General features: G+C 38.6%; 21 protein-coding genes. 12 read left to right on the top strand and 9 right to left on the bottom strand.

Annotation, left to right across the window (positions count from 1 at the left end; genetic code table 11):
* The first annotated feature begins 39 nt into the window (after window positions 1-39).
* Window positions 40-1,404: a peptidylprolyl isomerase gene (locus FCR2A7T_RS08400; protein WP_023570849.1), complete on the top strand. Its 1,365-nt coding sequence runs from the start codon at window positions 40-42 to the stop codon at window positions 1,402-1,404.
* A 76-nt stretch (window positions 1,405-1,480) separates the two neighbouring features.
* On the top strand, window positions 1,481-2,434 hold the full coding sequence (locus FCR2A7T_RS08405) for an AAA family ATPase (RefSeq protein ID WP_023570850.1): 954 nt from the start codon (window positions 1,481-1,483) through the stop codon (window positions 2,432-2,434).
* Between the two features lie 289 nt (window positions 2,435-2,723).
* Here the strand turns inward: FCR2A7T_RS08405 and xrtN are convergent, their stop codons facing one another.
* The 3 genes from xrtN to FCR2A7T_RS08425 all read right to left on the bottom strand — a co-directional run bounded on the left by xrtN (window position 2,724) and on the right by FCR2A7T_RS08425 (window position 7,700).
* Window positions 2,724-3,968: an exosortase N gene (gene xrtN / locus FCR2A7T_RS08415; protein WP_023570852.1), complete on the bottom strand. Its 1,245-nt coding sequence runs from the start codon at window positions 3,966-3,968 to the stop codon at window positions 2,724-2,726.
* Complete coding sequence (locus tag FCR2A7T_RS08420; protein WP_023570853.1) at window positions 3,969-6,467, bottom strand: XrtN system VIT domain-containing protein; 2,499 nt, start codon at window positions 6,465-6,467, stop codon at window positions 3,969-3,971. It lies immediately after the preceding gene.
* Between the two features lie 93 nt (window positions 6,468-6,560).
* Window positions 6,561-7,700 carry a hypothetical protein gene (locus tag FCR2A7T_RS08425; protein ID WP_035117940.1) on the bottom strand — a complete coding sequence of 380 codons (1,140 nt, stop codon included), beginning with the start codon at window positions 7,698-7,700 and terminating at the stop codon, window positions 6,561-6,563.
* Between the two features lie 31 nt (window positions 7,701-7,731).
* On the opposite strand from FCR2A7T_RS08425, the gene FCR2A7T_RS14780 reads away from it, so the two are divergent.
* The 5 genes from FCR2A7T_RS14780 (at window position 7,732) to FCR2A7T_RS14995 (ending at window position 16,400) form a co-directional block, all read left to right on the top strand.
* Complete coding sequence (locus FCR2A7T_RS14780) at window positions 7,732-8,847, top strand: acyltransferase family protein (protein ID WP_023570855.1); 1,116 nt, start codon at window positions 7,732-7,734, stop codon at window positions 8,845-8,847.
* A gap of 257 nt (window positions 8,848-9,104) precedes the next feature.
* On the top strand, window positions 9,105-11,876 hold the full coding sequence (locus tag FCR2A7T_RS08435; protein WP_023570856.1) for a bifunctional aconitate hydratase 2/2-methylisocitrate dehydratase: 2,772 nt from the start codon (window positions 9,105-9,107) through the stop codon (window positions 11,874-11,876).
* Window positions 11,877-12,001: 125 nt separating this feature from the next.
* Entirely contained in the window at window positions 12,002-14,266 is a 2,265-nt protein-coding gene (locus tag FCR2A7T_RS08440) for an aconitate hydratase (RefSeq protein WP_023570857.1), read from the top strand.
* A gap of 97 nt (window positions 14,267-14,363) precedes the next feature.
* On the top strand, window positions 14,364-14,912 hold the full coding sequence (locus FCR2A7T_RS14785; protein ID WP_023570858.1) for a TlpA family protein disulfide reductase: 549 nt from the start codon (window positions 14,364-14,366) through the stop codon (window positions 14,910-14,912).
* Between the two features lie 87 nt (window positions 14,913-14,999).
* The gene (locus tag FCR2A7T_RS14995; RefSeq protein WP_023570859.1) at window positions 15,000-16,400 is read left to right on the top strand and encodes a C40 family peptidase; all 1,401 of its coding nucleotides are present in this window, start codon (window positions 15,000-15,002) and stop codon (window positions 16,398-16,400) included.
* Here the strand turns inward: FCR2A7T_RS14995 and FCR2A7T_RS08455 are convergent.
* From FCR2A7T_RS08455 to FCR2A7T_RS08470, 4 genes are all read right to left on the bottom strand, one after another.
* Window positions 16,397-16,918: a GNAT family N-acetyltransferase gene (locus tag FCR2A7T_RS08455; protein ID WP_023570860.1), complete on the bottom strand. Its 522-nt coding sequence runs from the start codon at window positions 16,916-16,918 to the stop codon at window positions 16,397-16,399. The genes FCR2A7T_RS14995 and FCR2A7T_RS08455 overlap by 4 nt on opposite strands.
* A gap of 3 nt (window positions 16,919-16,921) precedes the next feature.
* A complete protein-coding gene (locus tag FCR2A7T_RS08460) occupies window positions 16,922-17,788 on the bottom strand; it encodes an alpha/beta hydrolase (protein ID WP_035118040.1) in 867 nt (288 codons plus the stop codon).
* A 90-nt stretch (window positions 17,789-17,878) separates the two neighbouring features.
* Window positions 17,879-19,327, bottom strand: coding sequence for a glyceraldehyde-3-phosphate dehydrogenase (locus FCR2A7T_RS08465; protein ID WP_023570862.1), 1,449 nt, complete (start codon window positions 19,325-19,327; stop codon window positions 17,879-17,881).
* A gap of 131 nt (window positions 19,328-19,458) precedes the next feature.
* Window positions 19,459-20,850, bottom strand: coding sequence for a Do family serine endopeptidase (locus tag FCR2A7T_RS08470; protein ID WP_023570863.1), 1,392 nt, complete (start codon window positions 20,848-20,850; stop codon window positions 19,459-19,461).
* A 133-nt stretch (window positions 20,851-20,983) separates the two neighbouring features.
* Here FCR2A7T_RS08470 and dapF point away from each other — a divergent pair, with 133 nt between their 5' ends.
* The 5 genes from dapF to FCR2A7T_RS08495 all read left to right on the top strand — a co-directional run bounded on the left by dapF (window position 20,984) and on the right by FCR2A7T_RS08495 (window position 25,165).
* Window positions 20,984-21,769: a diaminopimelate epimerase gene (gene dapF, locus FCR2A7T_RS08475; protein WP_023570864.1), complete on the top strand. Its 786-nt coding sequence runs from the start codon at window positions 20,984-20,986 to the stop codon at window positions 21,767-21,769.
* A gap of 121 nt (window positions 21,770-21,890) precedes the next feature.
* On the top strand, window positions 21,891-22,424 hold the full coding sequence (locus FCR2A7T_RS08480; protein ID WP_023570865.1) for a GNAT family N-acetyltransferase: 534 nt from the start codon (window positions 21,891-21,893) through the stop codon (window positions 22,422-22,424).
* 1 nt (window position 22,425) lies between these two features.
* Window positions 22,426-23,466, top strand: coding sequence for an endolytic transglycosylase MltG (mltG, locus tag FCR2A7T_RS08485; RefSeq protein WP_023570866.1), 1,041 nt, complete (start codon window positions 22,426-22,428; stop codon window positions 23,464-23,466).
* A 60-nt stretch (window positions 23,467-23,526) separates the two neighbouring features.
* Window positions 23,527-24,426 carry a DUF2279 domain-containing protein gene (locus tag FCR2A7T_RS08490; protein WP_035118041.1) on the top strand — a complete coding sequence of 300 codons (900 nt, stop codon included), beginning with the start codon at window positions 23,527-23,529 and terminating at the stop codon, window positions 24,424-24,426.
* 97 nt (window positions 24,427-24,523) lie between these two features.
* Entirely contained in the window at window positions 24,524-25,165 is a 642-nt protein-coding gene (locus FCR2A7T_RS08495; RefSeq protein ID WP_023570868.1) for a lysM domain protein, read from the top strand.
* On the opposite strand, the gene FCR2A7T_RS08500 is transcribed toward FCR2A7T_RS08495, so the two are convergent.
* Together FCR2A7T_RS08500 and FCR2A7T_RS08505 are read right to left on the bottom strand one after the other, a co-directional pair.
* Window positions 25,162-25,887 carry an SAM-dependent methyltransferase gene (locus FCR2A7T_RS08500; protein ID WP_035117945.1) on the bottom strand — a complete coding sequence of 242 codons (726 nt, stop codon included), beginning with the start codon at window positions 25,885-25,887 and terminating at the stop codon, window positions 25,162-25,164. The genes FCR2A7T_RS08495 and FCR2A7T_RS08500 overlap by 4 nt on opposite strands.
* A complete protein-coding gene (locus FCR2A7T_RS08505) occupies window positions 25,887-26,351 on the bottom strand; it encodes a low molecular weight protein-tyrosine-phosphatase (protein WP_035117947.1) in 465 nt (154 codons plus the stop codon). The genes FCR2A7T_RS08500 and FCR2A7T_RS08505 overlap by 1 nt, the downstream gene beginning before the upstream one ends.
* Window positions 26,352-26,354 lie beyond the last annotated feature (3 nt).

Below are 26,354 nucleotides of genomic sequence, written 5' to 3' on the forward strand. Positions count from 1 at the left end.
AAAATTTAATAAAAGCAGATGCCATTTAAAAAGAGAAACATGAAGTTGATGAACAATAAAGTTGCCCTGATTTTCGGAGTACTAATCTGTACATGCGCTACAATGTACGCACAGCCGAGTCAGAAAAAGAAAATTGATGGCGTTGTTGCTGTTGTTGGAGATTATGTTGTTCTGGATTCCGATATAGACAAAACATTTATTGAATTACAAGCCCAGGGAGTTGAGGTGAAAAATATTACCCGTTGTGAGATGTTGGGTAAATTGTTAGAGGACAAATTGTATGCGCATCAGGCAATTCAGGACAGTATTGTTGTGAGTGACGGTGAGGTAAACGAGTTCATGAATTCGCAGTTAGACCAAATGGTGGAACAGGTGGGTTCTGTAGATAAAGTAATCAAGTTTTACAACAAAAAGAACCTGGAAGATTTTAAAACGTACTTTTTTGATGTGGTAAAAATGAATAAGCTTACCTCACAGATGCAACGTAAAATTTTTGAAGAAGTTGAAATTACACCAGAAGAAGTAAGAACCTTTTTTACGTCTATCCCAAAAGAAGATTTACCCGTTTTCGGTGCTGAAATGGAAGTGGCACAAATTGTAGTGAAACCCGTTATCAGTCAGGCTGAGAAACAAAAAGTAATTGATAAGTTAAAAGCGTTAAAGAAAGAAGTTCAGGAAGGTTCCAGTTTTTTCAGTAGAGCGGTATTGTATTCAGAAGATCCGGGATCGAAGTCAAATGGAGGATATTACAAATTAACCAAGAAAACACAATTTGTAAAAGAATTTAAAGATGTGGCTTTCAGTTTGCAGGAAGGTGAAATTTCAGATCCTTTTGAAACCGAATACGGATTCCATATCATTTATCTTGAAAAAATCCGCGGACAGGAATTGGATGTGCGTCATATTCTGATTGCGCCAAAAGTTACTAATGAAGCGTTAGCGGAAGCCAAAACCAAAATTGAGAATATCCGTAAACGTATTGTTGAAGGTAATATTTCATTTGCCGAGGCAGCCCGTCAGTTTTCCGATGAAAAAGAAACCCGTAACAGTGGTGGTATTTTAATCAATCCAAGAACTATGGAAACTCGTTTCGAATTGACGAAAATGGATCCGGCATTATACGGTCAGGTTTCTGAACTGAAAGACAATGAGGTGTCATTACCTTTAACGGATGAAGAGCAAAACGGGAATAAAAAATTCAAATTAATTACAATAACCAATCGTTTTGAAGAGCATACGGCTGATTTTGCCAAAGATTACCTGAAAATTAAGGATTTGGCTCTGAAAGAAAAACAACTCAAAGCTGTGGCAAAATGGACCGAAGCAAAAATCAAAGAAACGTATATTAAAATCAACGGTGAATACAGAGATTGTAAATTCACTAACAATTGGTTGAAAAAATAAATTTTTAAAAAACACCCAAAAGAGTTAGTTTTATGGAATCATAACACTAACTCTTTTTAATTTAAATTATACGCAAATGTCGGACGTAGCAGCAATTCAGAATCTGGTTCAGAAACAAAAAGCCCTTAAAGAAGAAATTGCCAAAATAATTGTAGGTCAGGATGAGGTGGTAAATGAAATCGTACTTAGCATTTTTTCCGGCGGACATGCGCTTTTAGTTGGTGTGCCCGGTTTGGCAAAAACCTTGATGGTAAATACAATTTCACAGGCTTTGGGTTTGGATTTCAAGCGAATTCAGTTTACACCCGATTTGATGCCTTCTGATATTTTAGGAAGTGAGATTTTAGATGAAAGCCGAAGTTTTAAATTCCTGAAAGGTCCAATCTTTTCCAATATTATTCTGGCCGATGAAATCAATCGTACTCCGCCAAAAACGCAAGCTGCCTTATTGGAAGCGATGCAGGAAAAAGCGGTAACCATAGCCGGACATCATTATAAATTAGATTTGCCGTTTTTTGTATTGGCAACTCAAAACCCGATTGAGCAGGAAGGAACCTATCCGTTACCTGAAGCGCAACTGGACCGGTTTATGTTTGCCATTAAATTGGATTACCCTTCATTTGCCGAAGAAGTGCAGGTGGTAAAAAGCACAACCACTGATTTTACCATAAAAGTGAATCCGTTATTTACCGCTCAGGAAATTATCGATTTTCAGCAGTTGATCCGTCGTATTCCGGTGGCGGATAACGTAATTGAATATGCGGTAACATTAGTGTCCAAAACCCGTCCCGATAATGCTCTGGCCACAGATTATATCAAAAACTATCTGGATTGGGGCGCCGGACCCCGCGCTTCTCAAAATTTAATTTTAGCAGCGAAAACCAACGCGGCCTTAAACGGGAAATACTCTCCGGATATTGAAGATGTTCAGGCGGTTGCAACCGGAATCTTGCGTCATCGAATCATCAAAAACTACAAAGCGGATGCGGAGGGGATATCGGAAGAAATGATTATTAAGAAATTGTTTTAATATACTATGTTTTTAGAATTAGGGCTAGGGATAACAATTGTTGTTTTTCTAGCCTTTCTTTTTTCGGTATTTACCTTGTTTGGAGTTGTTAAAGTAATTTTACTGCTTTTTAAAGCCGGTCCGAAATGTAACGGATGGTTTTTTAATTCAGCGTTGTTTCTGATCTGTGCAATTGCTGTCTATTGTTTTTTTGACTGGTTTTTTAAGGCTTAGAATTTTGAATTATAGTTCTCTTTCGTTGAAAAAATACTTTGAAGTAGATGTAGTGGATTCTTTGACGATTGTTTTTCTAAGCTTCTTTCAGGTTAATTCTATAAGTCTCATTGATTAGTCTTATCGGTTTGTTGTAAACGAGTTTCATCAACATTACTTCAATAAAAGAAGTGTATTTTTTAGTGCCGCATTCGTACCACCAATAGGAATGATAGTGTACGGAATCTTTTTCCATTGTCGCTACCCATATTTTTTCATTTTCATTCGTGATTTCTTTTGATTCGGTAATCGTATAGCCATCTCCTGTCCAGCAAATTAAAGGTTTGTGTGATGGTGTTTTGATGTAAATGAGTTTTTCCGGTGTTACAATTTTAAACACTTCTTTGTTGACCCAAACGCCTTTGGATGGATCGTATTTAGGATTCAGATTGGTAAGGATGTTATCATTCGTCTCGTTTTTCATTTCCAGACTGGTGATTGCTACAATTCCGAATACAACGGCTACCGGATACATTTTTGGTTGTAAATCAACTGTGGTAATTTCTTTTATCTTGGGTTTGAAAAAGCGTATTATGATCAACATTGGCACTACCTGATAAAGTGCAAAGCAAGTTAAGCCGACGGTGTGATGCAGCATGTTTTCCTTAGTACAATTAAGCAAAACCAGCGTTATGATTCTGAAATAATTCGAGATAATATTCAGTATTATAATTATGAAACAGAACCCCGTTATTTGCAGTATTCCAAAATAAAGGCGTTGTTTTTTTTCTTCCAAAGTAAGCAACAAAGCACCTGTTAATAATCCGGTTTTGAACATCGATAATCCCATACAGGCGGTATCAATGGTTATTTTGGCATTGTTAGCGTAAAAAGTTACGCCTTCAATCCGGTCGATGTGTAAGACGTTTTTCAGGGTCATGAAAACCATATAACACAATGCCTGTTTGATTTCGGTTGTTAAATGGTCAAAAAACTTGTTGAACAGTGATGAAAACAATAAAATACAAATGAAGGCGATGAACGAAAATCGGTTGGTGAAGTAATAGAATACCAAACAAACGAGCAACGTCAAGGACAAAAAATGCAATGATTTTGTATGCAGTCGGTAGCTTATAAATTCAAAAACCAGAAGTAATGCGATGAGCAAATAGTTTATTTTGTAATTGGTTTTTCTTCCGCCGATAAAAAATAAAGCCACCGAAAAAATGACCCCGAAAAAGTCATTTTCCAGTCCGAAGGCTACAGTGTTTCCGTTCAGGGCCATAATGCTGATTATGGCCAGAACCGTTACCGTTTTGGTATTTTTTATCAGGAAATCCATTTATGAAGTTTGTTTTCTGTGTTTTTTGTAATAGAAAAGCGCTGCAGTTAAAGTAATCAGAATCAGCGCCCATTCATGAGGCTCAGGAACAGAACCGTCATTGTTTATGGAAGCATTGCCAAGCGTGTTTACATTTTTTTCAATGCCGTTTTTTTCATAATCTTCATCCGTTTCAAGGACGATTAACGATGAAATTGGCGTCACGATATTAGCGTCCTTTGCCAGAGCAACATATTTATTGGTTGCTAAGGAATCTTCTTGAATGGTAACCTGTTCCTCCAAAACTTTTCCAAAGGCATACATTCTGTAAATGTGATTGGGGCCATTGCTGTCGGTTTCTTTGGTTTTTAGATTTTCTTCAATGGCAATATTGGCTGGCTCAATGTTGATGCGGTTTTCAGCTGTTTTTAAGGTGATAAACTGATTTTCATCAAGGAGTTTCTGACAATTTTGTAAATCGGTTTGAATGAAATCCACATATTTCTGTTCCTTAATCGTCTGCCAGAACGGATTGATGTCTTCCGAAATGTTGATGACTTTGATGTTCTTCTGTTTTGTTCCGGATTTAATTTTTTTAAGATAGTCGGAAGTTTCCAATTCTTCGAAATTGGCTGAAAATGTGCCGGATTTGGTTACAATCAGACTGTTTTCTTTTAGTTTGTACAACGGTAATAACGAATAATGCAGGTTCTCAAATTGGGGCAAGATGCTTTCGTAATTTGCATTGGTTATTTCCTGTTTCTGATTATTGATGAAAACACTGTATTTTGTATCGTTTTTGTCGGTAAAGGCTTTTACCTCTTCTTCTGTCCAGTTGCTGTTCAAATCCAAAATAATTTCTGATGGCGTAAATGCAACCGCTGTTCTTTTAATTGGTTTAATCTCATAAACATTATTTTTCCAGATAAAGGAATTTGAAAAAACAGCATTGTTTATCGGTATTACCGCTTCCCATTTGTCCAAACCTTTTGATTCGTTGATGTAAAAATTGTTTCTTAATTCAAATGCTTTGTCAGCTTCAAATTTTTGGTTTCCAACCAACTGTATTCGGGATAAGGTTTCTGCATTGGAAAGGTTTGGGCCTTTGATATTCAGACTTTGGTATTTCATATGGGAATTGTCAACTTTCAAAGGAGTAGTGAATCCGCATTTAAAAGTTCTGGGCAGGTCTTTGTTGATAGGAAAGACTCTTACGACCACTTTATTTCCTTCTTTCCATTGCATCAAGGACGGATCTCTGGCTTCCACACCAACGATTTGATCGTATGCTTTTTTTGCTTTTTCTTTGGTAGTTAAAACACCTTGGCGCTCCATGCCATTCACCCATAACGAAAGGGAAGTCGCTACAGAACCTTCCGGCAGCTGAAAAGAATAGATGGCTTCCTTATCACCCCAGGAGTCTTTCTCACAGGCGATATCCATGGTGATTTCGGTATACGCCAAACGACTGTCGGCATAAATTTTTACATCTTCTTTTATGTTTCGGGTTACTAAATCGTTTCCGCTCCACAATTGTTCTTCCGTTTCCAGGCGTTTGTCGAAATTCGATTTTAAAATATTGATTTTATCATCATCGCTTAAAACTATGTTCTTCGTAAATAAATAGGCAACGTTTATTAAGGGATTGTGTGTTTTTCTTTCATTGTATTGCTTTCCGCCAAAGGAATCAAAACCTCTGAATTCAAATATATTGTCAACGCATATATATACAATGTCTTTTTTCAGGAGTATTTCATTGAAAAAGTTGGGTTTAAGGTTTTGTGAAATGGTAATGTATGTGGGAAGGTCGTTGTTGGTTTCAAATGATTTTGTGATGAAATTTTCACTGATCTTTCTGCTTTCGATGTTTAGAAGGATTGTAAAAAGAAGTTGACTGATCAGTATGGTTGAAAATCCGATACCAAACCAGCGCAGATTATCTCGGGATTCTGAAAAAATTTTTGTCAATGTTACCGAATGACATATGAAAACGATGGCAGGAACCAATCCGTAGAAGCCAAAACCTAAAGCCAAAATCCCTACAAATGAAATAGGTGCGAATGGAACCAGATAAATCATGTAATAAACAATAAGCAGAAAAGAAATTCCATTGCAGAAATAAGATAGTGGCGTGATAAATTTGTCTTTATAAGAACCATAGATGAAGAAGTTGCTGAGGCAGAATAAGAAAGTCACTCCATAAACCCAGATAGGTAGATTTTCAAAAATATTTATGAAAACATTAGTGCAGAAACAACCGATAAACCAGTTAAGAAATAGAAACGGAGTTAAGTGAAGGTATTTTGTTCGGTTTTTTAAAATTTTAAAAGAAACTATGACTCCGTAAATAAATTCCACAATCAAACTCAAAAAGCAAATGGGCTCTAAAACATCATTTTTGAATTCAATTCCCAAAAGTGAAACCGTTAGAAAAAAGATGCTGAAAAGCGTCACGGTTATACTGGTTGCAACGCCTGTTTTACGTGTGTAGTTTTTTAATACTGCAAAGTGGTGGTTCATAAAATAAACAATTAAATTAAAAGTACTTTGAATTACAAAGTTAATTATAATTTGAAACCACGCTAGTTTTTTTAAAATTATTTTTAAAAGGGATTAAAGTTTTGAAATCGTACGGTCTAATTCTTTGTCGTAAAAGAACAAAAACATACTGCCCATCATGTCCTGATCGGTTTTTGAAGTGTTGTTGCAGGTCATTACCAATTCGTATTCGTGGTTTTCATACAGCCAAATACCATTCTTAGAACTGAAGGTCTCAATGTTTTGTAAGCCGATTTTAGTGGTATAATTGGTAACCTTGCAGGTAAAGAGCATCTTGTTTTCAGTCTTGTCAACCACACTTATCGAAGTGGCGAACGGATGTACGTGCGGCGCCGAAAAATGCAATCGGGCGCTGTCTTTAATCTGTAATTGTTCTGTTATGGAACTTCTGTAGGTTTTAATTCCCGATGGAATAACCCAATGTCCGGATAGCATGTTTCCGGCTTTATCACAATAAGTGTGGTTTTTGGTTTCCACCGGAATACATTGATTACTGGCCGGATCCAGCGGTCCTTTAAAAGGATCGTGTTTGTCAAACGGCAACTGAATGTAAACCGTTTTGCTCATCAAAGGTTTTTGCGTTTTATCGTAGGCTTCATAACGTACCGAAACTTCATGTTTGACTTTTTTGAAAATATCGGGTTGGTTGTGATTGAGCGTTTGTGTGGTTACAAACAGATAATCTTTCCCGATAATCGGTACGCCATAGCCTTTCGGAAAATCGAAATGTTCCAATCCGTGCGATAACGAGGTCATTCTCGGATATTGTTTTCCGATGCGGTCTTCAAGATGCCATTGGGTGTAATATTGTGTGTCATTAATGTCTACATTCATATGACAGATGTAGTCGTTGGAGAGCGCTTCGTTGGTTTTCGCATCCACTGCTTTTACCTTGAATCCGGTAATCCATAAAATTTTATCCGATTGATCCAGTTGAATATAACGCGAGGCTTTCGGACCTTCCATCGATTTGTAAATGCCGTCAATGATAAATGTCGGCGACAGCATTTTGTATTCTTTTTTACTGTTGTTTATCAGCCAATCGTTGTCTACCAAACCAGTTTTATGCAATGCAAGTGTCTTAACAATCGCTTTGTGGCGGTTGCTGAGTTGGCTGTAAATTACCACTCCAAAAAGACTTGAAAGGATAAAACTAAAGGCTAAATATTTATATATCTTTGAGCGTTTGAACATAGTGAAAAGAATAGTCACAAAAATAATAGAAATGAGTTTAGAAAAACACAATAATCAGAGAATCTTTGGTTTAGACGTTGTTAGAGCATTGGCGATTTTACTGGTGCTGTTTTCGCATGTTTATTATCTGATTGGTAGCAGTAATCCGCTTTTGATTTCTGTTAGCGGACTTTTCGGGTTTGCCGGAGTGGAATTGTTCTTTGTGCTGAGTGGTTTTTTAATCGGAACAATTTTGCTGAAAATGTTTTTGGCCGATGATTTTTCAGTTGGCAGTCTGTTCATTTTTTTGAAGCGACGATGGTTTCGAACGTTACCGGCCTATTATCTGGTTTTGATTGTGAATATCGTTATTGCTGTTTTTTTTGCCTACGATATCAGCGGCTGGTGGAAATACTTTGTTTTTATTCAGAATTTCTCAACATACGATATTGTCATTTTTACGGAATCCTGGAGCTTGTCGGTGGAGGAGTGGACTTATGTAATAACGCCATTAGTGTTGTTCTTTGGTTATAAAGTTTTTAAGAACAATAAAAAGTTCGGTTTTTTAGTCCTTATCGTGCTTCTGATTGCGTTTTTTCATTTGTTGCGTTTTAATTTATATCTGCATATAACAATTTCAGACATGCAGGCATGGAATCTGGCCGTGAAATCATTAACGATTTATAGAATTGACTCTATTTTGATAGGTTTTTTGATGGCTTGGGGACATTATTATTACAAGGAAACAATCAAAAAATACTGTGTTTACCTGTTTATTATTTCCCTTCATTTGTTCTTTTTGCAATTTGTGGTTCTTAACGTATTGGGAGTAGATATTATCTCGAAACCACTTTATTTTATGGTTTTCTACTTTACTTTTTCGTCGCTAACGATTGCTTTAGGGCTTCCGTTTTTCATCAATTGGGAAACAGCCGGAAACCTTCTTCGTAAACCGGTTGAATTTATCAGCAAGGTTTCCTATAGTGTGTATTTGCTGCATTACAGTATAGTTACGGTGCTTATGAAACAGTTTTTCGATGTTTCGAAATTTTCTTCATTCGGGCTGCTCGGGTTTCTTTTGTTTTATTTGTTTGTGGTTTTCGGACTTAGTTTTCTACTGTACAAGTACTATGAAAAACCATTAATGAACCTACGTGACAATAGCTAATCCTGTTGATTTGTCAAAAATAAAGCCTGTTTTTTTGCGATTTCTCAAAATAAAATTAAAAAATTAAGAATTCGTAAAAAATTAATATTTTTATGTTCTTTTGTTGAGGTATCTGCATTAAAATAGAACGTTTATAAATAATATTCTTTGTAAATTAATGAAATGCTAAATATTTTTTAATTCAGTTAAGAATGGTTAAATTTGTGCGACTTTAAAATAAAACAAGTACTAACATAACTGATTCAAATACTGTTACAATGAATATTTATAACGATTATATCAAAGAAATCGAAGAGCGTAAAGGACAAGGACTTCATCCTAAACCCATTGATGGTGCCGAATTGCTAAGTGAAATCATTGCGCAAATCAAAGACACAGCGAATCCAAATCGCGAAGACTCCCTGAAATTCTTTATTTACAATACGTTGCCGGGAACTACTCCTGCGGCTGGTGCTAAAGCAAAATTCTTAAAAGAAATTATTTTAGAAGAAGCAACTGTAGCAGAAATCACACCTGCTTTTGCCTTCGAATTATTATCCCACATGAAAGGCGGACCTTCGATCGAAGTATTGTTGGATTTGGCTTTAGGAAATGATGTGGCTATCGCTAATGCTGCCGGTGAGGTGTTGAAAACACAAGTGTACTTATACGATGCTGATATGGATCGTTTGAAAGTGGCCTATGAAAACGGAAATGCTGTAGCGAAAGACATATTGGAAAGTTACGCAAAAGCGGAATTCTTTACCAAACTTCCTGAAGTAGCGGAAGAAATTAAAGTAGTAACATTTATTGCTGGTGAAGGTGATATTTCAACCGATTTATTATCTCCGGGTAATCAAGCACACTCACGTTCCGACCGTGAGCTACACGGAAAATGTATGATTTCCCCTGAAGCACAAGCTGAAATCAAGGCTTTACAGGAACAACATCCTGATAAATCGGTGATGTTAATTGCAGAAAAAGGTACGATGGGTGTTGGTTCTTCTCGTATGTCGGGTGTTAACAACGTGGCACTTTGGACGGGGAAACAAGCAAGTCCTTACGTTCCGTTTGTAAATTTTGCTCCGATTGTGGCAGGAACAAACGGTATCTCTCCAATTTTCCTAACTACTGTGGATGTAACGGGAGGTATTGGTTTAGACCTTAAAAACTGGGTAAAAAAGACCGATGCAAATGGAGAATTGGTTCGCGATGAAAACGGTGAGCCTATTCTGGAACAAGTGTATTCTGTTGCAACAGGAACGGTGCTTACTATCAATACAAAAACAAAAAAATTATACAACGGAGACAAAGAGCTGATTGATATTTCGAAGGCATTCACGCCTCAAAAAATGGAATTCATTAAAGCGGGTGGTTCTTATGCGATCGTTTTTGGTAAAAAAATTCAAACGTTCGCTGCTAAAACACTTGGAATTCAAGCGCCAGTGGTGTTCGCGCCTTCCAAAGAAGTTTCTCATGAAGGTCAAGGTTTAACAGCCGTTGAAAAAATCTTCAACAAAAATGCCGTTGGTACTACACCAGGAAAAGTATTGCATGCCGGTTCAGACGTTCGTGTGACGGTAAACATTGTAGGTTCGCAAGATACTACAGGTTTGATGACCGCTCAGGAATTAGAATCGATGGCGGCTACCACAATTTCGCCAATCGTTGACGGTGCTTACCAATCAGGATGTCACACGGCATCGGTTTGGGATAAAAAAGCACAGACGAACATTCCGAAATTGATGCAATTCATGAACGACTTCGGATTAATCACAGCGCGTGACCCGAAAGGCGTTTACCACCCAATGACCGATGTAATTCACAAAGTACTAAACGATATCACTATTGACGAATGGGCCATCATTATTGGTGGTGACTCCCATACCAGAATGTCTAAAGGAGTTGCTTTCGGTGCAGATTCAGGAACGGTTGCTCTTGCTTTAGCGACTGGAGAAGCTTCCATGCCAATTCCGGAATCGGTAAAAGTGACCTTTAAAGGGGAAATGAAAAATTACATGGACTTCCGTGACGTGGTTCATGCGACACAAGCACAAATGTTGAAACAATTTGGCGGTGAAAATGTATTCCAAGGCAGAATCATCGAAGTTCATATTGGGACTTTAACAGCAGACCAAGCCTTTACCTTCACGGACTGGACGGCCGAAATGAAAGCAAAAGCATCTATCTGTATTTCGGAAGACGAAACGTTAATCGAATCCTTGGAAATTGCAAAAGGCAGAATCCAGATCATGATCGACAAAGGAATGGATAATGCGAAGCAAGTATTGAAAGGATTGATTGATAAAGCCAACAAGCGAATTGCTGAAATCCGTTCAGGAGAAAAACCAGCGTTGCGCCCTGATGCCAATGCGAAATACTACGCTGAGGTTGTGGTGGATTTAGATCAAATTGCAGAACCAATGATTGCCGATCCGGATGTAAACAATGCTGATGTTTCCAAACGTTATACACACGATACCATCCGACCGCTTTCTTTCTACGGCGGAACGAAAAAAGTCGATTTAGGCTTTATCGGTTCGTGCATGGTACACAAAGGGGATATGAAAATCTTAGCACAAATGCTTAAGAATGTGGAAAAACAAAAAGGAGAAGTGAAATTCAATGCTCCATTGGTTGTAGCGCCACCAACTTATAACATCGTTGACGAATTAAAAGCGGAAGGCGACTGGGAAGTATTACAAAGATATTCCGGTTTCGAATTTAACGATGATGCGCCTAAAGGAGCAGCACGTACCGAATATGAGAACATGTTGTACTTAGAGCGTCCGGGTTGTAACCTTTGTATGGGGAACCAGGAAAAAGCGGCTAAGGGAGATACGGTAATGGCGACTTCAACACGTCTTTTCCAAGGTCGTGTAGTAGAAGATTCGGAGGAGAAAAAAGGGGAATCCTTACTTTCATCTACACCGGTTGTAGTATTGTCTACAATTTTGGGAAGAACCCCAACCATTGAAGAATATACAGCAGCAGTGGAAGGAATTAACTTAACCAAGTTCGCGCCTTCACACAAGTTGTTGGTGAAATAATTGCAGTGAGTATTTGCTGTTAATCCCAAAGCCCAAGTTGAGAAACTTGGGCTTTTTTTGTTACCGAAAAGCTATTTTTCGTAAATTGTAGGATTAAAACAATAACAACATAATTATTAGATACTATGGCTTTTGATATTGAAATGATTGAAAAAGTGTACGCGACTATGGCTGCCCGTGTAGACAAAGCACGAGAGTTGGTAGGACGTCCGCTTACCTTGTCGGAAAAGATTTTGTATTCTCACCTTTGGGAAGGGATGCCTACACAGGCGTTTACAAGAGGAAAAGATTACGTGGATTTTGCGCCTGACCGAGTAGCCTGTCAGGATGCAACGGCTCAGATGGCTTTGTTACAGTTCATGCATGCCGGAAAAAATAAAGTCGCTGTTCCGACAACGGTACACTGTGACCACTTAATTCAAGCCAAAGTGGGTGCTGCTACAGACCTGCAAGTGGCCAATACACAATCCAAAGAAGTTTTCGATTTCTTGTCGTCGGTATCCAACAAATACGGGATCGGGTTCTGGAAACCGGGATCCGGGATCATCCACCAAATTGTATTGGAAAACTACGCCTTTCCGGGCGGAATGATGATCGGTACCGATTCACACACGGTTAATGCCGGAGGGTTAGGGATGTTGGCGATTGGTGTCGGTGGTGCCGATGCTGTAGACGTAATGTCCGGAATGTCTTGGGAGTTGAAATTTCCAAAACTGATCGGTGTAAAATTGACAGGAAAACTTAACGGTTGGACTGCCCCAAAAGACGTTATTTTAAAAGTGGCGGATATTCTTACTGTAAAAGGAGGAACCGGTGCCATCGTAGAATATTTCGGTGAAGGTGCCGAGTCGATGTCCTGTACCGGAAAAGGAACCATCTGTAACATGGGAGCGGAAATCGGAGCAACAACTTCTACATTTGGTTACGACGATTCCATGCGAAGATATTTAACGGCAACCGGTCGTCAGGATGTAGTAAATGCTGCCGATAAAGTAGCGTCATATTTAACTGCAGATGCCGAAGTGTATGCGAATCCAACACAATATTTCGACCAATTAATCGAAATCAATTTATCTGAATTAGAGCCACACATCAATGGACCATTTACGCCGGATAGAGGTACACCGGTTTCTAAAATGAAGGAAGAAGCTGCTGCGAACGGTTGGCCGATCAAAGTAGAATGGGGGCTAATCGGTTCGTGTACGAATTCTTCTTATGAAGATATGTCGCGTGCCGCTTCCATTGTCAGACAAGCGGTTGCACACGGCATTACTCCGAAAGCAGAATTTGGAATAAATCCAGGTTCCGAACAAATTCGTTACACCATTGAAAGAGACGGCATTATTGCTGATTTTGAAAAAATGGGAACCAAAGTGTTTACCAACGCCTGCGGACCTTGTATCGGACAATGGGACAGAGAAGGAGCTGACAAACAGGAGAAAAATACCATTGTGCACTCGTTCAATCGTAACTTCTCCAAAAGAGCCGACGGGAATCCGAACACCCATGCCTTCGTAACGTCACCGGAAATGGTGGCGGCTTTAGCGATTTCAGGACGATTGGATTTCAACCCGATTACCGATACCTTGTTAAACGATAAAGGGGAAGAAGTTAAATTAATAGCGCCAACCGGGGACGAATTGCCGAAAAGAGGTTTTGATGTAGAAGATGCCGGATTTCAGGCACCTGCCGCTGATGGTTCTTCTGTTTCCGTAATTGTTTCGCCAACATCGGAGCGTTTGCAATTGTTAGCGCCATTTGATCCGTGGGACGGAAAAAATATTACTGGTGCGAAGTTGTTAATCAAAGCGTATGGAAAATGTACTACGGATCATATTTCTATGGCGGGTCCATGGTTGCGTTTCCGTGGTCACCTTGATAATATTTCTAACAATATGTTAATTGGTGCGGAAAACGCGTTTAATGGAAAAGCGAATTCGGTTAAAAACCAGTTGACCGGAGCCTACGATGAGGTGCCAAAAGTACAAAGAGTGTATAAAGCGGCTGGAGTTCCTTCCATTGTGGTGGGCGATCACAATTACGGAGAAGGTTCTTCCCGTGAGCATGCCGCGATGGAACCTCGTTTCTTAGGGGTGAAAGCGGTTTTAGTCAAATCCTTCGCCCGTATTCATGAGACGAACCTTAAAAAACAAGGAATGCTGGCTTTAACGTTTGCTAACGAAGCGGATTACGATAAAATTCAGGAAGACGATACAATCAATTTCTTGGATTTGACCGAATTTGCACCGGGAAAACCATTAACATTGGAATTTCTTCATGCAGACGGTGCCAAAGATGTAATCTTGGCAAATCATACCTATAATGACAGTCAGATTGGGTGGTTTGTTGCCGGTTCTGCTTTGAACCTGATTGCAGCCGGAAAAGCTTAATTGTATTAAAATTATATTAAAAACGCTCCGTTTTGGAGCGTTTTTTTGTTGGTCTAAATGGTAGTTTCTATATTTACACTTTTAACTTCTGAATTCAATGAAAAAAATACTTGTGATTGGAATTGTCCTGATCGGACTTGTAACAGTTCTTTATATTGATAAAATTAAGGAAGCTTTCGATTCTTCAGATTTGCCCGAACCAACCACAATTCAATTTGAAAAGCAGTTGCCATTATATTCATACGATTGGAGATTAATAGGGCCTAGCGGAAAAGCGATTTCATTTGTGGAATATATGAATCGAAATGTAATTATAAACTATTGGTCTGCTAATTCACCCGAATCGGTTGAAGAGCTGGAACAATGGGCAAAGTTGTACGAAGATTACAAAAACGATGTGTTTTTTATCTTTGTAACCAAGGATTCACAGGTTGACGCAACGAAACTTTTTAAAGAAAAGGAGTATGTTTTTCCAATGTATTATTCGGGCGGTACTCCTTTGCGTTCCATGGTTTTTGACAAAGCTCCTAAAACATATATGATTACTAAAAAAGGCAGAATTGTCGTAAATCATACTGGAGCTGCCAATTGGAATTCAAAGAATTTCAGGGCATTTTTAGATGAGTTGATAAAAAACAAAAAATAACTGAAACCTGAAAATATTGATTTTTAATATTTTACACAAAACAAATTTCAATACATTGCGTTTGAAGTTTAAATAAATACCAGATTAATGAGATTTCCAAAATCACTTTTCTTTCTTTTTCTGCTGCTGTCAGTGTCCGGTTTTGCGCAAAAAACAATCAGTCATAAGGTTGTTAGTGGTGAATCGGTTTACAGCATTGCCAAAAAGTACAATGTAACGGAGGCTGAAATCATCGAAATCAATCCTAAAGCCAAAGGGTTACTGCAGTTGGATATGGTGCTTTCGATTCCTAAGAATTCTAAAAAAAAGGCAGAAGACAAAAAGGCTAAATTTGTTCCTAAAGGACCTTCTCATAAAGTAGAGTCGGGTGAATCATTGTATACAATTGCCAAAAAATACGATATTCCAATGGATAAGCTTAGGGAAGCCAATCCGCAACTGGATTCGGATAATCTGCAATTGGGTGAGTTGCTGGCATTGCCAAAAGGAATTAAAAAGCAAGTCGAGGATAAACCTTCAAAAGCTGAAAGTGCCAAAATTGCCAAGCTTCAAAGTAAATTACAGAAACATACCGTAGCCTCAGGGGAATCGTTTTATGTAATTGCCAAAAAATACAATATTTCAGTAGAGGAATTAAAAAAGGCTAATCCGCAAGTTGAAAATGATAAATTGGATATTAAGGATGTTGTGTTTATTCCCGGTACTGAAAATGTTGTTGTAAAAGATAAGAAGGCTAAAGAAGAAAAGAAGAAAGAAGTTGAAAAGATAAAAGTTGAAACCCCTGTTGTTGTTACGGAAGAAAAAAAGAGCACAGGCAATGAAACTCTCGGAACAATTCATGAAGTAGTAGCCAAAGAAACCAAATACGGAATTTCAAAACGTTACGGGATTTCAATCGCTGAATTGGAAAAATTAAATCCGCAAATTACCAATGGTTTAGAAGTCGGACAACAATTAGTTGTTAGAGGTGAAGTTAAAAAAGAGGAGGTTAAAACGACTAAAGAAATTTTGACAACTACTGATGCCAATGATGTTGCTTCGACTTCTGAAGCTGATTTTGTGGAAGCAAAAAGAGAGGTTTTGCCTTTGTCAGCAGATGCAGCCATGAAAGCTGATTTCTTAATTGCCAAAGCTTCTGAAAATTTAGGGGTGCGCTACCGTGGCGGCGGAACCGATAAAAATGGTTTTGACTGTTCCGGATTAATGTTTACTACCTTCAGAAATCTGGACATGACTCTGCCCAGATCATCATCCGATATGGCCGCCAATTCGGGAGTAAAAATTGATAGAAGTCAGGCCCAAAAAGGCGATTTGATATTCTTTGCCACCCGCGGAAGATGGGTTGGTCACGTGGGGATGATTACGGAAATCACCGATGATGAAATCAAATTTATTCACTCTTCCACCAGTGCCGGTGTGATAATTTCCTCAACGAAAGAACCGTATTATTCCAAACGTTTTGTACAGATAAACCGCGTGTTGAATTAAGTCCAGTGCTCTTTTTCAATTCGGTATTCAAAATTCAGTTTCTCGGGTTCGCCGTGATAAGCAACGCTGATTTCTCGCACTTTTACAGCGCCTAATCGTTCAATGGCTTTTTGCGAACGAATGTTTTCGGCTCCAATGTGGAAATAAACAGTATTCACAAACTGAAACGCATACTCCAACATCAGTTTTTTTACGGACGGATTGTAATGGGAACCCCAATAGTTTCTTCCGTAAAAGGTATAGCCGATGAGAACGCTTTTATTCGCTTCGTCATAATCATAAAAACGACTGCTTCCGATGGTTTCCCCTGAAGCTTTATCGATAATTCTAAACGCTCCTTCAGATTGTATCGCTCCTTCGAAAAAGTTTTGGAAAACCTCTCTTTTGTAGCGGTCTTTATTAGGATGCTGCTCCCAGATTAACGGGTCGGAGGCAACCTGAAACAAAATTTCAAAATCCGATTCCTGCAACGGAACTAGTTGTACGATTTCGTTTTCTAGAATGGGTTGAAGGTTCATTCGCTAATTTTTTTTAGGATACAATATTCGGAAAGCATTAAAAATCGACGGATGGGTAACCGTGGCATGATCTTCTTCGGGTAAATAATCAAAATGAACTTTTACCGATTTGCTTTTGCCCGACTTAATTTTGTCGCATAAAATATTAGCATCGACTTCCATTACATGGTTGTCGAAAAACGGACTCAAGCCTTCTTTACCCACGCCGATATAGATATCGGTTTGGTTTGAAAAAGTATCTTCTAAAAGCGAAGGATTTGTTTTTAATAATGCGCCGTCATTCCACCAAAGACTCGGACTGATGATAATGTATTTGTTGAAAAGCATTGGTTTGGTAAAGAGGATTTCTGTTGCCAGTAGTCCGCCCAGCGATTGTCCGATAATGGTTTTGGAATTCGAAGTTTTGAAATGGTTGTCAATATAAGGTTGAAGTTCTTTTTCCAGAAAGGAAATGAATTTTTCAGAACCACCATTGTTCGGCATTTGTTTTTTCAGTATTTCAATAGTGGCAGGGGAAGTGAAATCACGCTTTCGGTTGGTGTTGGCAATTCCGACCACAATAGATTCGGGAATGCGATTAATCCAAGGAAACGTGTTGTACTGCACCAATCCTACCACGTGAATAAAGTCTTCATCAGCAGCACCGTCCAACAAATAAATAACCGGATATTTAATCGTGTCCGTTTCTTTATAGCTTTCGGGTAAATAAATGTTTAAGGTTCTTTTTTCGGAAAGGATTTTGGAGTCGATTGTCCGGATTTCACCCAAAACGAAAGGCTTTTTTTCTGCTTGACTTTTGTCGCTTTTCTTCTGTGCGAATGTGATGGATGTTCCGAAAAGGAGTATAAATAAAAATAGTATTTTTTTCATCTGAAAGGAATTGATGATGTCTTTCAAAAGTAACAAAAAATCCGCCTCAATTTCTCGAAGCGGATTTCTTTATTATTTATTTTCTGACGATTAATAGTACATGTAACGTCTTACTTTAGCGATGTATTTCGCCAAGCGAATCACCTGATGGCTGTAACCATATTCGTTATCATACCAAACATACATTACCACGTTTTTACCATCGGCAGAAACAATCGTAGCGTTGCTGTCAAAAATAGCCGGAGCCGAAGTTCCAACGATATCCGACGATACTAATTCGTTATTCAGAGAATATTTGATTTGCTCTACCAAGTTACCCTCTAAAGCATATTTTTTCATGATAGCGTTTAGTTCTTCTTTAGTGGTGTTCTTACCAACTTCAAGATTTAAAACCACTAAAGATCCGTTTGGAACCGGAACACGAATAGCATTCGATGTTAGTTTTCCGGCTAAACTCGGTAATGCTTTTGCAACAGCGCTTCCAGCACCCGTTTCAGTAATAACCATGTTTAAAGCTGCAGCTCTACCACGACGGTATTTTTTGTGCATGTTGTCCACCAAATTCTGGTCGTTTGTATACGCGTGGATGGTTTCCAAGTGTCCTTTAACAACCCCTAACGTTTCTTCCATTGCAGCTAAAACCGGAGTAATTGCGTTGGTAGTACAAGAAGCAGCAGAATAGATTTTTACTTCATCCGGATTGTAATCTTCGTGGTTTACACCGTAAACAATATTCGGAACTCCTTTTCCAGGAGCAGTCAATAATACTTTCTCAACACCTTTTGAAGTTAAGTGACGGCTTAAGGCTTCCTCGGTTGTAAAAGCGCCGGTATTGTCAATTACCAAAGCATCGTGAATTCCGTAAGCAGTATAGTCAATTTCTTCCGGAGCATTTGCAGTAATGATGTGAACGGTAGATCCGTTGATGATTAAGGCATTGTTTTCAACATCGGCAGAAACGGATCCTTCAAAGTCACCGTGAACCGAATCATAACGCAATAATGAAGCACGTTTTTCTAATAAAACCGCATCACTTTTATCGCGGGTAACGATTGCTCTTAAACGCAATTGTTGTCCTTTTCCGATTTTCGACATCATTTCACGAGCCAATAAACGTCCGATACGTCCAAATCCGTATAATACTACGTCTTTTGGTTTGATTTCAGAAGTGTCTTTAGCGTGTTTTAATTTGTCGATTACAAATGCTGTAGCATCGTTGTATTTGTCGTCTTCTAAATGGTATTCGTAGGTTAATTTACCAATATCAATTCGGGAAGGAGGTAAGTCTAAAGCCTGAATAGCTCTTGCTATTTCTACAGAGTCAAAAACATTGATTGGTTTTTGAACGAATTCAACCGCATATTCATGCAAATTGATGATGTCGCTAACGTTTCTGTCGATTAACTGGTTTCTGAAAAGCACCAATTCGATAGATTTGTCATACCATAAATCGCTGATAATCTTAATTAATTCTACGCCAGCTCTTCTTCTGTCTGCCTGAAAAGCCAATTCTTTTTCGTATAAAGCTGAATTGTCCATATATTAAAGTGTGTTGTTAAAATTTGGTGCAAAAATATTGATTTTTAATCAGATTGCAGAAAATTATTTTGTGAAATTGTTATAAAAAAAGCCCAATCAAACGATTGGGCTTTGGTGGATAATTTTAATTTTTATAATAGCATTTGTAAGCGTTCTCCGGATTGTGTAATTACCTCGACGCGGAATTTCTGATTGTTGGATTTCGAGTTTAAAATTCGGGAGGCCTGCTCCATAGAGCTGATTTTTGCGCCATCGATTCTCAAAATAATACTTCCTTTCAATATATTGGCATACTCGAGATAACGTTCGTTGGTCACATCTTTAATTTTTACGCCTTCATTTAATTTGAATCGTTTTTTATCGGCGGCATCAATTTCTTCAAATTCAAAGCCTTCATAATCTACATTGACCAATTCTTTTTTGGTTAATTTTACCGGAATGGTTTTTCGGTCTCCTTCTCTGAGAATACCCACCTGAACCACATCGTTAGGACGTTTGGTGTTAATGTAAGCGGTTAAATCCGAATAACCTTTAATTTGCTGGTTGTCCAATTGTACAATAATATCGCCTTTTTTCAAACCGGATTTCTCAGCACCCGAATTTTTGGAAATGGAATTGATGTAAAAACCTTGTGTTTCTTTTACGCCGAATTCTTTTGCGGCCATACTGTTCAGTTCGCCACCGGCAACACCCAATACACCGCGTTGTACGTTTCCGTATTCCATTAAATCTTCAATGATTTTTCGGGTAATGTTTGAAGGAACTGCAAAAGAATACCCTACATAAGAGCCGGTTTGTGAAGAAATCATCGTATTGATACCCACTAGTTCTCCTCGGGTATTAACTAATGCTCCACCGCTGTTTCCGGGGTTTACGGCAGCATCGGTTTGTATGAACGACTGAATACCGGTATTGCTTAAATCTCTGGCTTTCGCCGATACAATTCCCGCGGTAACCGTAGAATTCAGGTTGTACGGGTTTCCAACGGCCAATACCCATTCGCCCACTTTTATGTTGTCGGAATCCCCGAAAGTGGCATACGGCAGTTTTTCATCGGCTTCCACTTTTAAAAGGGCAACATCCATTTTACTGTCGGTTCCCACTAATTTTGCTTTGTAGGTTTTGTTGTTGTTTAAAGTGACTTCCAGCTCGGTAGCGTTCTGAATCACGTGGTTATTGGTAACGATATACCCGTCTTCGGAAATGATTACTCCAGAACCGGTTCCGATTTGCGTTTGCTGTTGTCCGCCACGATAGCCATAGAAATATTCCATAATCGGGTTAGAAGGGACTTCAGAAACCGAAACGTTTTTTACGTGTACCACATAATGTACGGCGTTTTCAGCCGCAGTAGTGAAATCAACGTTTTCTGCTCCCAAACCTACGTTTCTGGAATAGTTGTCGGAGGCGACGGATAATTTGCTTCCTGAAGCAGAATTTGTATCAAAAAGTAATTTGTAGGCGCCAAGCGTTATTGTTCCGCTTAACAGAGATACGACTAATAAGCTTGAAAATTTATTCATAATACAAAGTATGTTTAATTATTTAACAGTAAAATTAAAAACTTCATCGATTAGAAAAAAGGGTTTAACGCCCGTTTAACACTCTTTAACTTCTCGTTAATATTCGTACTTTTGTTATTAATTTGACTTTCAGATGCGCTATACTTTTTACAAATATCAAGGAACCGGAAACGATTTTGTCATGATTGATAATCGTGATTTACATTTCCCCAAAAATGATACCAATTTAATAGAGAAATTGTGCGACCGTCGTTTTGGCATTGGTGCCGACGGACTCATCTTATTGGAAAATGACGAATCGACCGATTTCAGAATGGTGTATTATAATTCCGATGGAAATGAAAGCTCTATGTGTGGTAATGGTGGTCGTTGTTTGGTCGCTTTTGCAAAACAATTGGGGATTATTGAAGCCGAAACTACTTTTATTGCAACAGACGGTTTACATTTTGCGACGATTTCCAATGAAAATATCGTGTCCTTGCAAATGAAAGATGTTGATGAAGTACAGCAAAACGATACGCATGTTTTTCTGAATACCGGTTCACCACACCATGTTCAATTAGTAGAGGATTTGCATATTTTCGATGTACGGAATGAAGGTTCTAAAATCCGATACAGCGATTTGTACGGGAAGGCGGGAAGTAATGTGAATTTTGTTTCGCAAACCGATGAAAATAAATTTCGTTTGCGCACCTACGAACGCGGTGTGGAAGATGAAACGCTTTCCTGTGGCACCGGCGCTACGGCTGTAGCAATTGCCATGAGAGCCACTGGGAAAACCAACAGTTCTGTAATCGAATTGCAGGTCGAAGGCGGAAATCTGGAAGTTTCGTTTACCGAGAAAAATGGTTTTTTTACACATGTTTTTCTGAAAGGACCGGCAACGTTTGTTTTCAAAGGAGAAATTTCAGTAGAATAGAAAGCAGAAGGCAAAAGGCAGAAGGCAGAGATGTTTTAATGGGCTGTCTGTGATGCTACAAAAAAAAATCTAATAATTCAATGTCATCCTGAGCTTGTCGAAGGATCTTTTATAACAAAGAATGTATACACTAAAAGGCAATACCATTTTTTTACGTGCGCTCGAACCGGAAGATCTGGAATTCGTCTATGCGATAGAAAACGACGAAGCCATTTGGGAAGTGAGCAACACACAAACACCTTACAGTCGTTTTTTAATTCATCAGTACCTCGAGAATGCCCATCAGGATATTTATGAAGCAAAACAACTTCGTCTGGCGATTTGTAAAAACGACACTTTTGAAGCGGTCGGTTTGATTGATTTGTTCGATTTCGACCCGAGAAATCAGCGTGCCGGTATCGGAATCGTTATTCAAAATCTTGAAAACAGAAGCTCCGGTATTGGAAAAGAATCACTTGGCTTGCTCATCGAGTATTGTTTTACACAACTGCAATTGCATCAGTTGTATGCAAATATTGGCGTGGAAAATACAGCAAGTATCAACCTTTTTACTACTTTTGGCTTTCAATGTATCGGTGTGAAAAAAGACTGGAACCGTTTTCAGAATCACTATACAGATGAAGGATTGTATCAGCTAATTAACCCAAAAAATTAAAATGAAATTCAAAAAAATAATTTCGATAGCTTCTGTTGTTGTTTTATTTGGCGCAACAATTTTTGGCTATTTTATGTATGAAAAAGTGTTTTCGGATAACACAAAATTTAACGAGAGCGAATTTTACGTTTATATTCCAACCAATTCCACTTATCAGGATGTTCAGAAAATCATGTCGCCTTTTGTGAAAGACATGAGTAAATTTGATTTTGTGGCCAATAACCGAGGCTACAGTTCAAATGTGAATCCGGGTAAATTCCTGATGAAAAAAGGAATGAGTAGTTTTGATCTGGTATCGTCTTTACGTCATAATGTTCCTGTGAAATTGGCGTTTAATAATCAGGAATCGTTGAGCAAATTAGTGCAACGTTTGTCTTCTCAGATTGAACCGGACAGTTTATCGCTGACCAAAGTCTTCACCGACTCTGTTTTTATGGCAGAAAACGGATTCAATAAGGAAACGGTTTTGGCCATGTTTATTCCGAATACGTATGAATTTTACTGGAACGTGACACCAATGAAAGTACGCGACAAATTAGCAAAAGAATACCGAAGATTCTGGAATGAAGAACGTCTGGCAAAAGCAAAAGCGTTGGATTTAACGCCGGTTCAGGTTTCGACTTTAGCGGCAATCGTTCATGAAGAAACGGCAAAAGCAGACGAAAGGCCTCGTGTTGCTGGCGTTTACCTAAATCGTTTGAAACAGGAAATGCCATTGCAGGCTGACCCAACGGTGATTTATGCGATTAAGGAAAAGTCGGGAAATTTCGATCAGGTGATAAAAAGAGTTATGTATAACGATTTGAAAATCAGTTCTCCTTATAATACCTACATTCATACCGGTTTACCCCCTGGACCCATTGCAATGCCTGATATTTCGGCTATTGATGCGGTTTTGAATGCCGAAAAACACGACTATGTGTATTTTTGTGCCAGCGTTGAGCGTTTCGGATATCATGAGTTTGCAAAAACCTATGAAGAACATCAGGTGATTGCTAAAAAGTATGCCGAATGGGTAGCACAACAAGGATATCAACGTTAATTTTTGACTCCTTTTTTTAAAATATATCAAGAGAGATCGCAAGTGTTTTTTACAAGAAAAGTGCTTGCGATTCTTTTTGTTTTTTTTTCACTGAGTTTACATTCGCAATCGGGAATTGAATCCTTTTTAACGCCTTCCGATACAGTAAACGTTCCCCGAAAAAATACGGTGTATATTTCCGAATCGGTTTTTTTGGGCGGAACATTGATTGGACTGAATCAACTTTGGTATAAAGATTATCCGAAATCCTCTTTCCATTTTATCAATGATAATGATGATTGGCTGCAAATGGATAAAGCGGGACATTTGTTTTCGACCTACCATTTAGGACGGTTTGGCGCGGAAAGTCTGGCTTGGAGTGGCGCTACTAAAAAACAGCAATTGGTTTATGGGGCGACTGTTGGTTTTGTCTTTATGTCGGTCGTAGAGGTTTTTGATGGTTTTTCCAGCGAATGGGGAGCGTCTTGGGGTGATGTTACCGCAAATGCTGTCGGGACGGGTTTATATGTCTCACAGGAGTTGCTTTGGAGCGAACAACGAATTACCCCAAAGTTTTCTTTTCATACGACTAAATATGCTGCCTTGCGTCCGAATACGTTAGGAGGCAGTTGGAACGAACAATTGTTGAAGGATTATAACGGGCAAACCTATTGGCTTTCCTTAAATTTGTATTCGTTTGCCAAAGGAAGTAAGATCCCGAAATGGGTAAATTTAGCTTTGGGTTATGGCGCTGACGGAATGGTGTCCGGTAACAGCGAAACGGTTTCCCCTGAATTGGCAGCTTTAAATCATCGAACCCGTCAATTTTACCTCAGTTTAGATGTTGATCTTACAAAAATTAACACAAATTCTCACATTTTAAAAACGATTTTCTCTGTTTTTAATACAATCAAGGTTCCGGCGCCTACTCTAGAAGTCAGTCAGTTCGGCGGTCTAAAAGGGCATTTTATCTATTTTTAACAAACTTTAACTTATTGATTTTCAGTTTTATATTTTTAGGCGTACCTTTGTCGACGGTAATTTCATGTCGGTGACAGCGCTTGAAGAAATAAAATGTATGATAAAAAAATGGACGTATTTTTTAGGATTGGTACTTCTGATTACATTGATCAGTTCGGGTTTTAAAGCCTTTGAACCAGAGAAATTAGAAGGTTTTCACGTAGCGAATGACGAAGTAATTAACTACCTGGTGCCAACCAAAGAAGAAACTGAAAAAGTGTATTACAATTTTCCGTATACCGGAAAATCGTATGTAGGTTTTAAGCAGGCCATTGCGATTAAAGAGTCTTTAGGACTTTACAGTTTAGTGAACCCTTTTGGTTATATGGGAAAATACCAATTCGGAAAAAGCACTTTACGTACTTTAGGTGTTCAAAACACCGCTGATTTTTTAAAAAATCCTGCTTTACAGGAAAAAGCTTTTAAAGCACTGCTCGCCAAAAACAAATGGGAGCTCAGAAAAGAAATTAATCGCTATGAAGGTCGCGTAATTAATGGTGTTAAAATAACAGAATCTGGACTTTTGGCTGCAGCCCATTTGGGTGGCGCCGGATCGGTGAAAAGTTATTTGAGATCAAACGGGCAAAATAGTTTTACGGACGGATTTGGAACTTCCTTGCGAAGTTACATTAAGAAATTCGGAGGGTACGATACTTCCAATATTGTGGCCAACCCGGATGCCAAAGTAAAACTTTACTAAAAAGGTTTATGTATAATGAAAATACAAGGTCGATTGTGTAAATCGGCCTTATTTTTTTTCCATTGGTTTACTGATTGCGTTTTGATAAATTCCGTAGGAAGAGTGATGTCGCAAGCCACGCACAATAAAGTGTTCGGCTGTAAAATCTGAAGTAAATCCTCTAAAAATTTATTGTTTCGGTAAGGGGTTTCGATAAACAACTGCGATTGGTTTTTATCAAACGATAATTTTTCCAGATTCTTTAACGCGGTTTTCTTATCGGATTTGTCAATTGGCAAATAACCGTTGAACGCAAAACTCTGTCCGTTCATACCGGATGCCATCATGGCCAATAGAATAGAAGAGGGGCCAACCAATGGCACTACCTGAATGCCTTTATCGTGTGCCAATTTTACAATCACGGCACCGGGATCAGCAACACCGGGACAGCCGGCCTCACTCATTAGTCCCATATTCTTTCCTTCCAGTAATGGTTTTATGAACTCATTGTGTTTGGAAACGTCCGTGTGTTTGTTTAAGGCGAAAAGTTTTAAATCGGGTTGTTTCTTCTCCGGATGTACACTTTTGATAAAACGACGCGCTGTTTTTTCGTTTTCAACAATATAATGGTCGATGAAATTGATTGTTCTCTTAATGGTGTGCGGCAACACGTCTTCAGGGTTCATTTCCCCTAAAGTGGTCGGAATCAAATACAGTTTTCCAAGAAGAGCAGTTGGTTTCATCAGTGTTTGGCTTTAAGTTTTTCGGCAATAATTTCGCAGGCATCATCCAACATGTCGAATACCTGTTCAAAACCGTTTTGTCCTCCGTAATAAGGATCGGGAACATCAACGTTTTCATTCGGAAAGAGCTCGTTCAGAATCATTTGTACTTTTGATTTGGCTTCTTCAGTTGGTGCCAATGCCATCACATTTTTGTAATTGGAATTGTCCATTACATAAATATAGTCAAAAGTATCGAAATCACTGATTTGAATTTGTCTTCCGCGTTGATGGGTAATGTCAAGCCCTCTTTGTTTGGCAGTTTGAATCGAGCGTTTGTCGGGTTGTTCTCCTGTATGCCAGCCACCGGTTCCGGCAGAATCAATCAGAAACTGTTCTGGTGGGAGCTTGGATTGTAAAATGCCTTCTGCTAAAGGAGAACGGCAAATGTTTCCCAGGCAGACCATTAAAATTTTAACCGGCATAGC

Origin of the sequence: Flavobacterium cauense R2A-7 (genome assembly GCF_000498475.1) — a bacterium.
GTDB lineage: Bacteria > Bacteroidota > Bacteroidia > Flavobacteriales > Flavobacteriaceae > Flavobacterium > Flavobacterium cauense.

Coding starts and splice junctions, on each gene's coding strand:
- FCR2A7T_RS08435 (WP_023570856.1), top strand. CDS start 9,105: ATGAATATTTATAACGATTATATCAAAGAAATCGAAGAGCGTAAAGGA.
- xrtN (WP_023570852.1), bottom strand. CDS start 3,968: ATGGATTTCCTGATAAAAAATACCAAAACGGTAACGGTTCTGGCCATA.
- FCR2A7T_RS08500 (WP_035117945.1), bottom strand. CDS start 25,887: ATGAAACCAACTGCTCTTCTTGGAAAACTGTATTTGATTCCGACCACT.
- FCR2A7T_RS08440 (WP_023570857.1), top strand. CDS start 12,002: ATGGCTTTTGATATTGAAATGATTGAAAAAGTGTACGCGACTATGGCT.
- FCR2A7T_RS14780 (WP_023570855.1), top strand. CDS start 7,732: ATGAGTTTAGAAAAACACAATAATCAGAGAATCTTTGGTTTAGACGTT.
- FCR2A7T_RS08405 (WP_023570850.1), top strand. CDS start 1,481: ATGTCGGACGTAGCAGCAATTCAGAATCTGGTTCAGAAACAAAAAGCC.
- dapF (WP_023570864.1), top strand. CDS start 20,984: ATGCGCTATACTTTTTACAAATATCAAGGAACCGGAAACGATTTTGTC.
- FCR2A7T_RS14995 (WP_023570859.1), top strand. CDS start 15,000: ATGAGATTTCCAAAATCACTTTTCTTTCTTTTTCTGCTGCTGTCAGTG.
- FCR2A7T_RS08460 (WP_035118040.1), bottom strand. CDS start 17,788: ATGAAAAAAATACTATTTTTATTTATACTCCTTTTCGGAACATCCATC.
- FCR2A7T_RS14785 (WP_023570858.1), top strand. CDS start 14,364: ATGAAAAAAATACTTGTGATTGGAATTGTCCTGATCGGACTTGTAACA.
- FCR2A7T_RS08495 (WP_023570868.1), top strand. CDS start 24,524: ATGATAAAAAAATGGACGTATTTTTTAGGATTGGTACTTCTGATTACA.
- FCR2A7T_RS08455 (WP_023570860.1), bottom strand. CDS start 16,918: ATGAACCTTCAACCCATTCTAGAAAACGAAATCGTACAACTAGTTCCG.
- FCR2A7T_RS08400 (WP_023570849.1), top strand. CDS start 40: ATGAAGTTGATGAACAATAAAGTTGCCCTGATTTTCGGAGTACTAATC.
- FCR2A7T_RS08420 (WP_023570853.1), bottom strand. CDS start 6,467: ATGAACCACCACTTTGCAGTATTAAAAAACTACACACGTAAAACAGGC.
- FCR2A7T_RS08465 (WP_023570862.1), bottom strand. CDS start 19,327: ATGGACAATTCAGCTTTATACGAAAAAGAATTGGCTTTTCAGGCAGAC.
- FCR2A7T_RS08425 (WP_035117940.1), bottom strand. CDS start 7,700: ATGTTCAAACGCTCAAAGATATATAAATATTTAGCCTTTAGTTTTATC.
- FCR2A7T_RS08505 (WP_035117947.1), bottom strand. CDS start 26,351: ATGCCGGTTAAAATTTTAATGGTCTGCCTGGGAAACATTTGCCGTTCT.
- mltG (WP_023570866.1), top strand. CDS start 22,426: ATGAAATTCAAAAAAATAATTTCGATAGCTTCTGTTGTTGTTTTATTT.
- FCR2A7T_RS08480 (WP_023570865.1), top strand. CDS start 21,891: ATGTATACACTAAAAGGCAATACCATTTTTTTACGTGCGCTCGAACCG.
- FCR2A7T_RS08470 (WP_023570863.1), bottom strand. CDS start 20,850: ATGAATAAATTTTCAAGCTTATTAGTCGTATCTCTGTTAAGCGGAACA.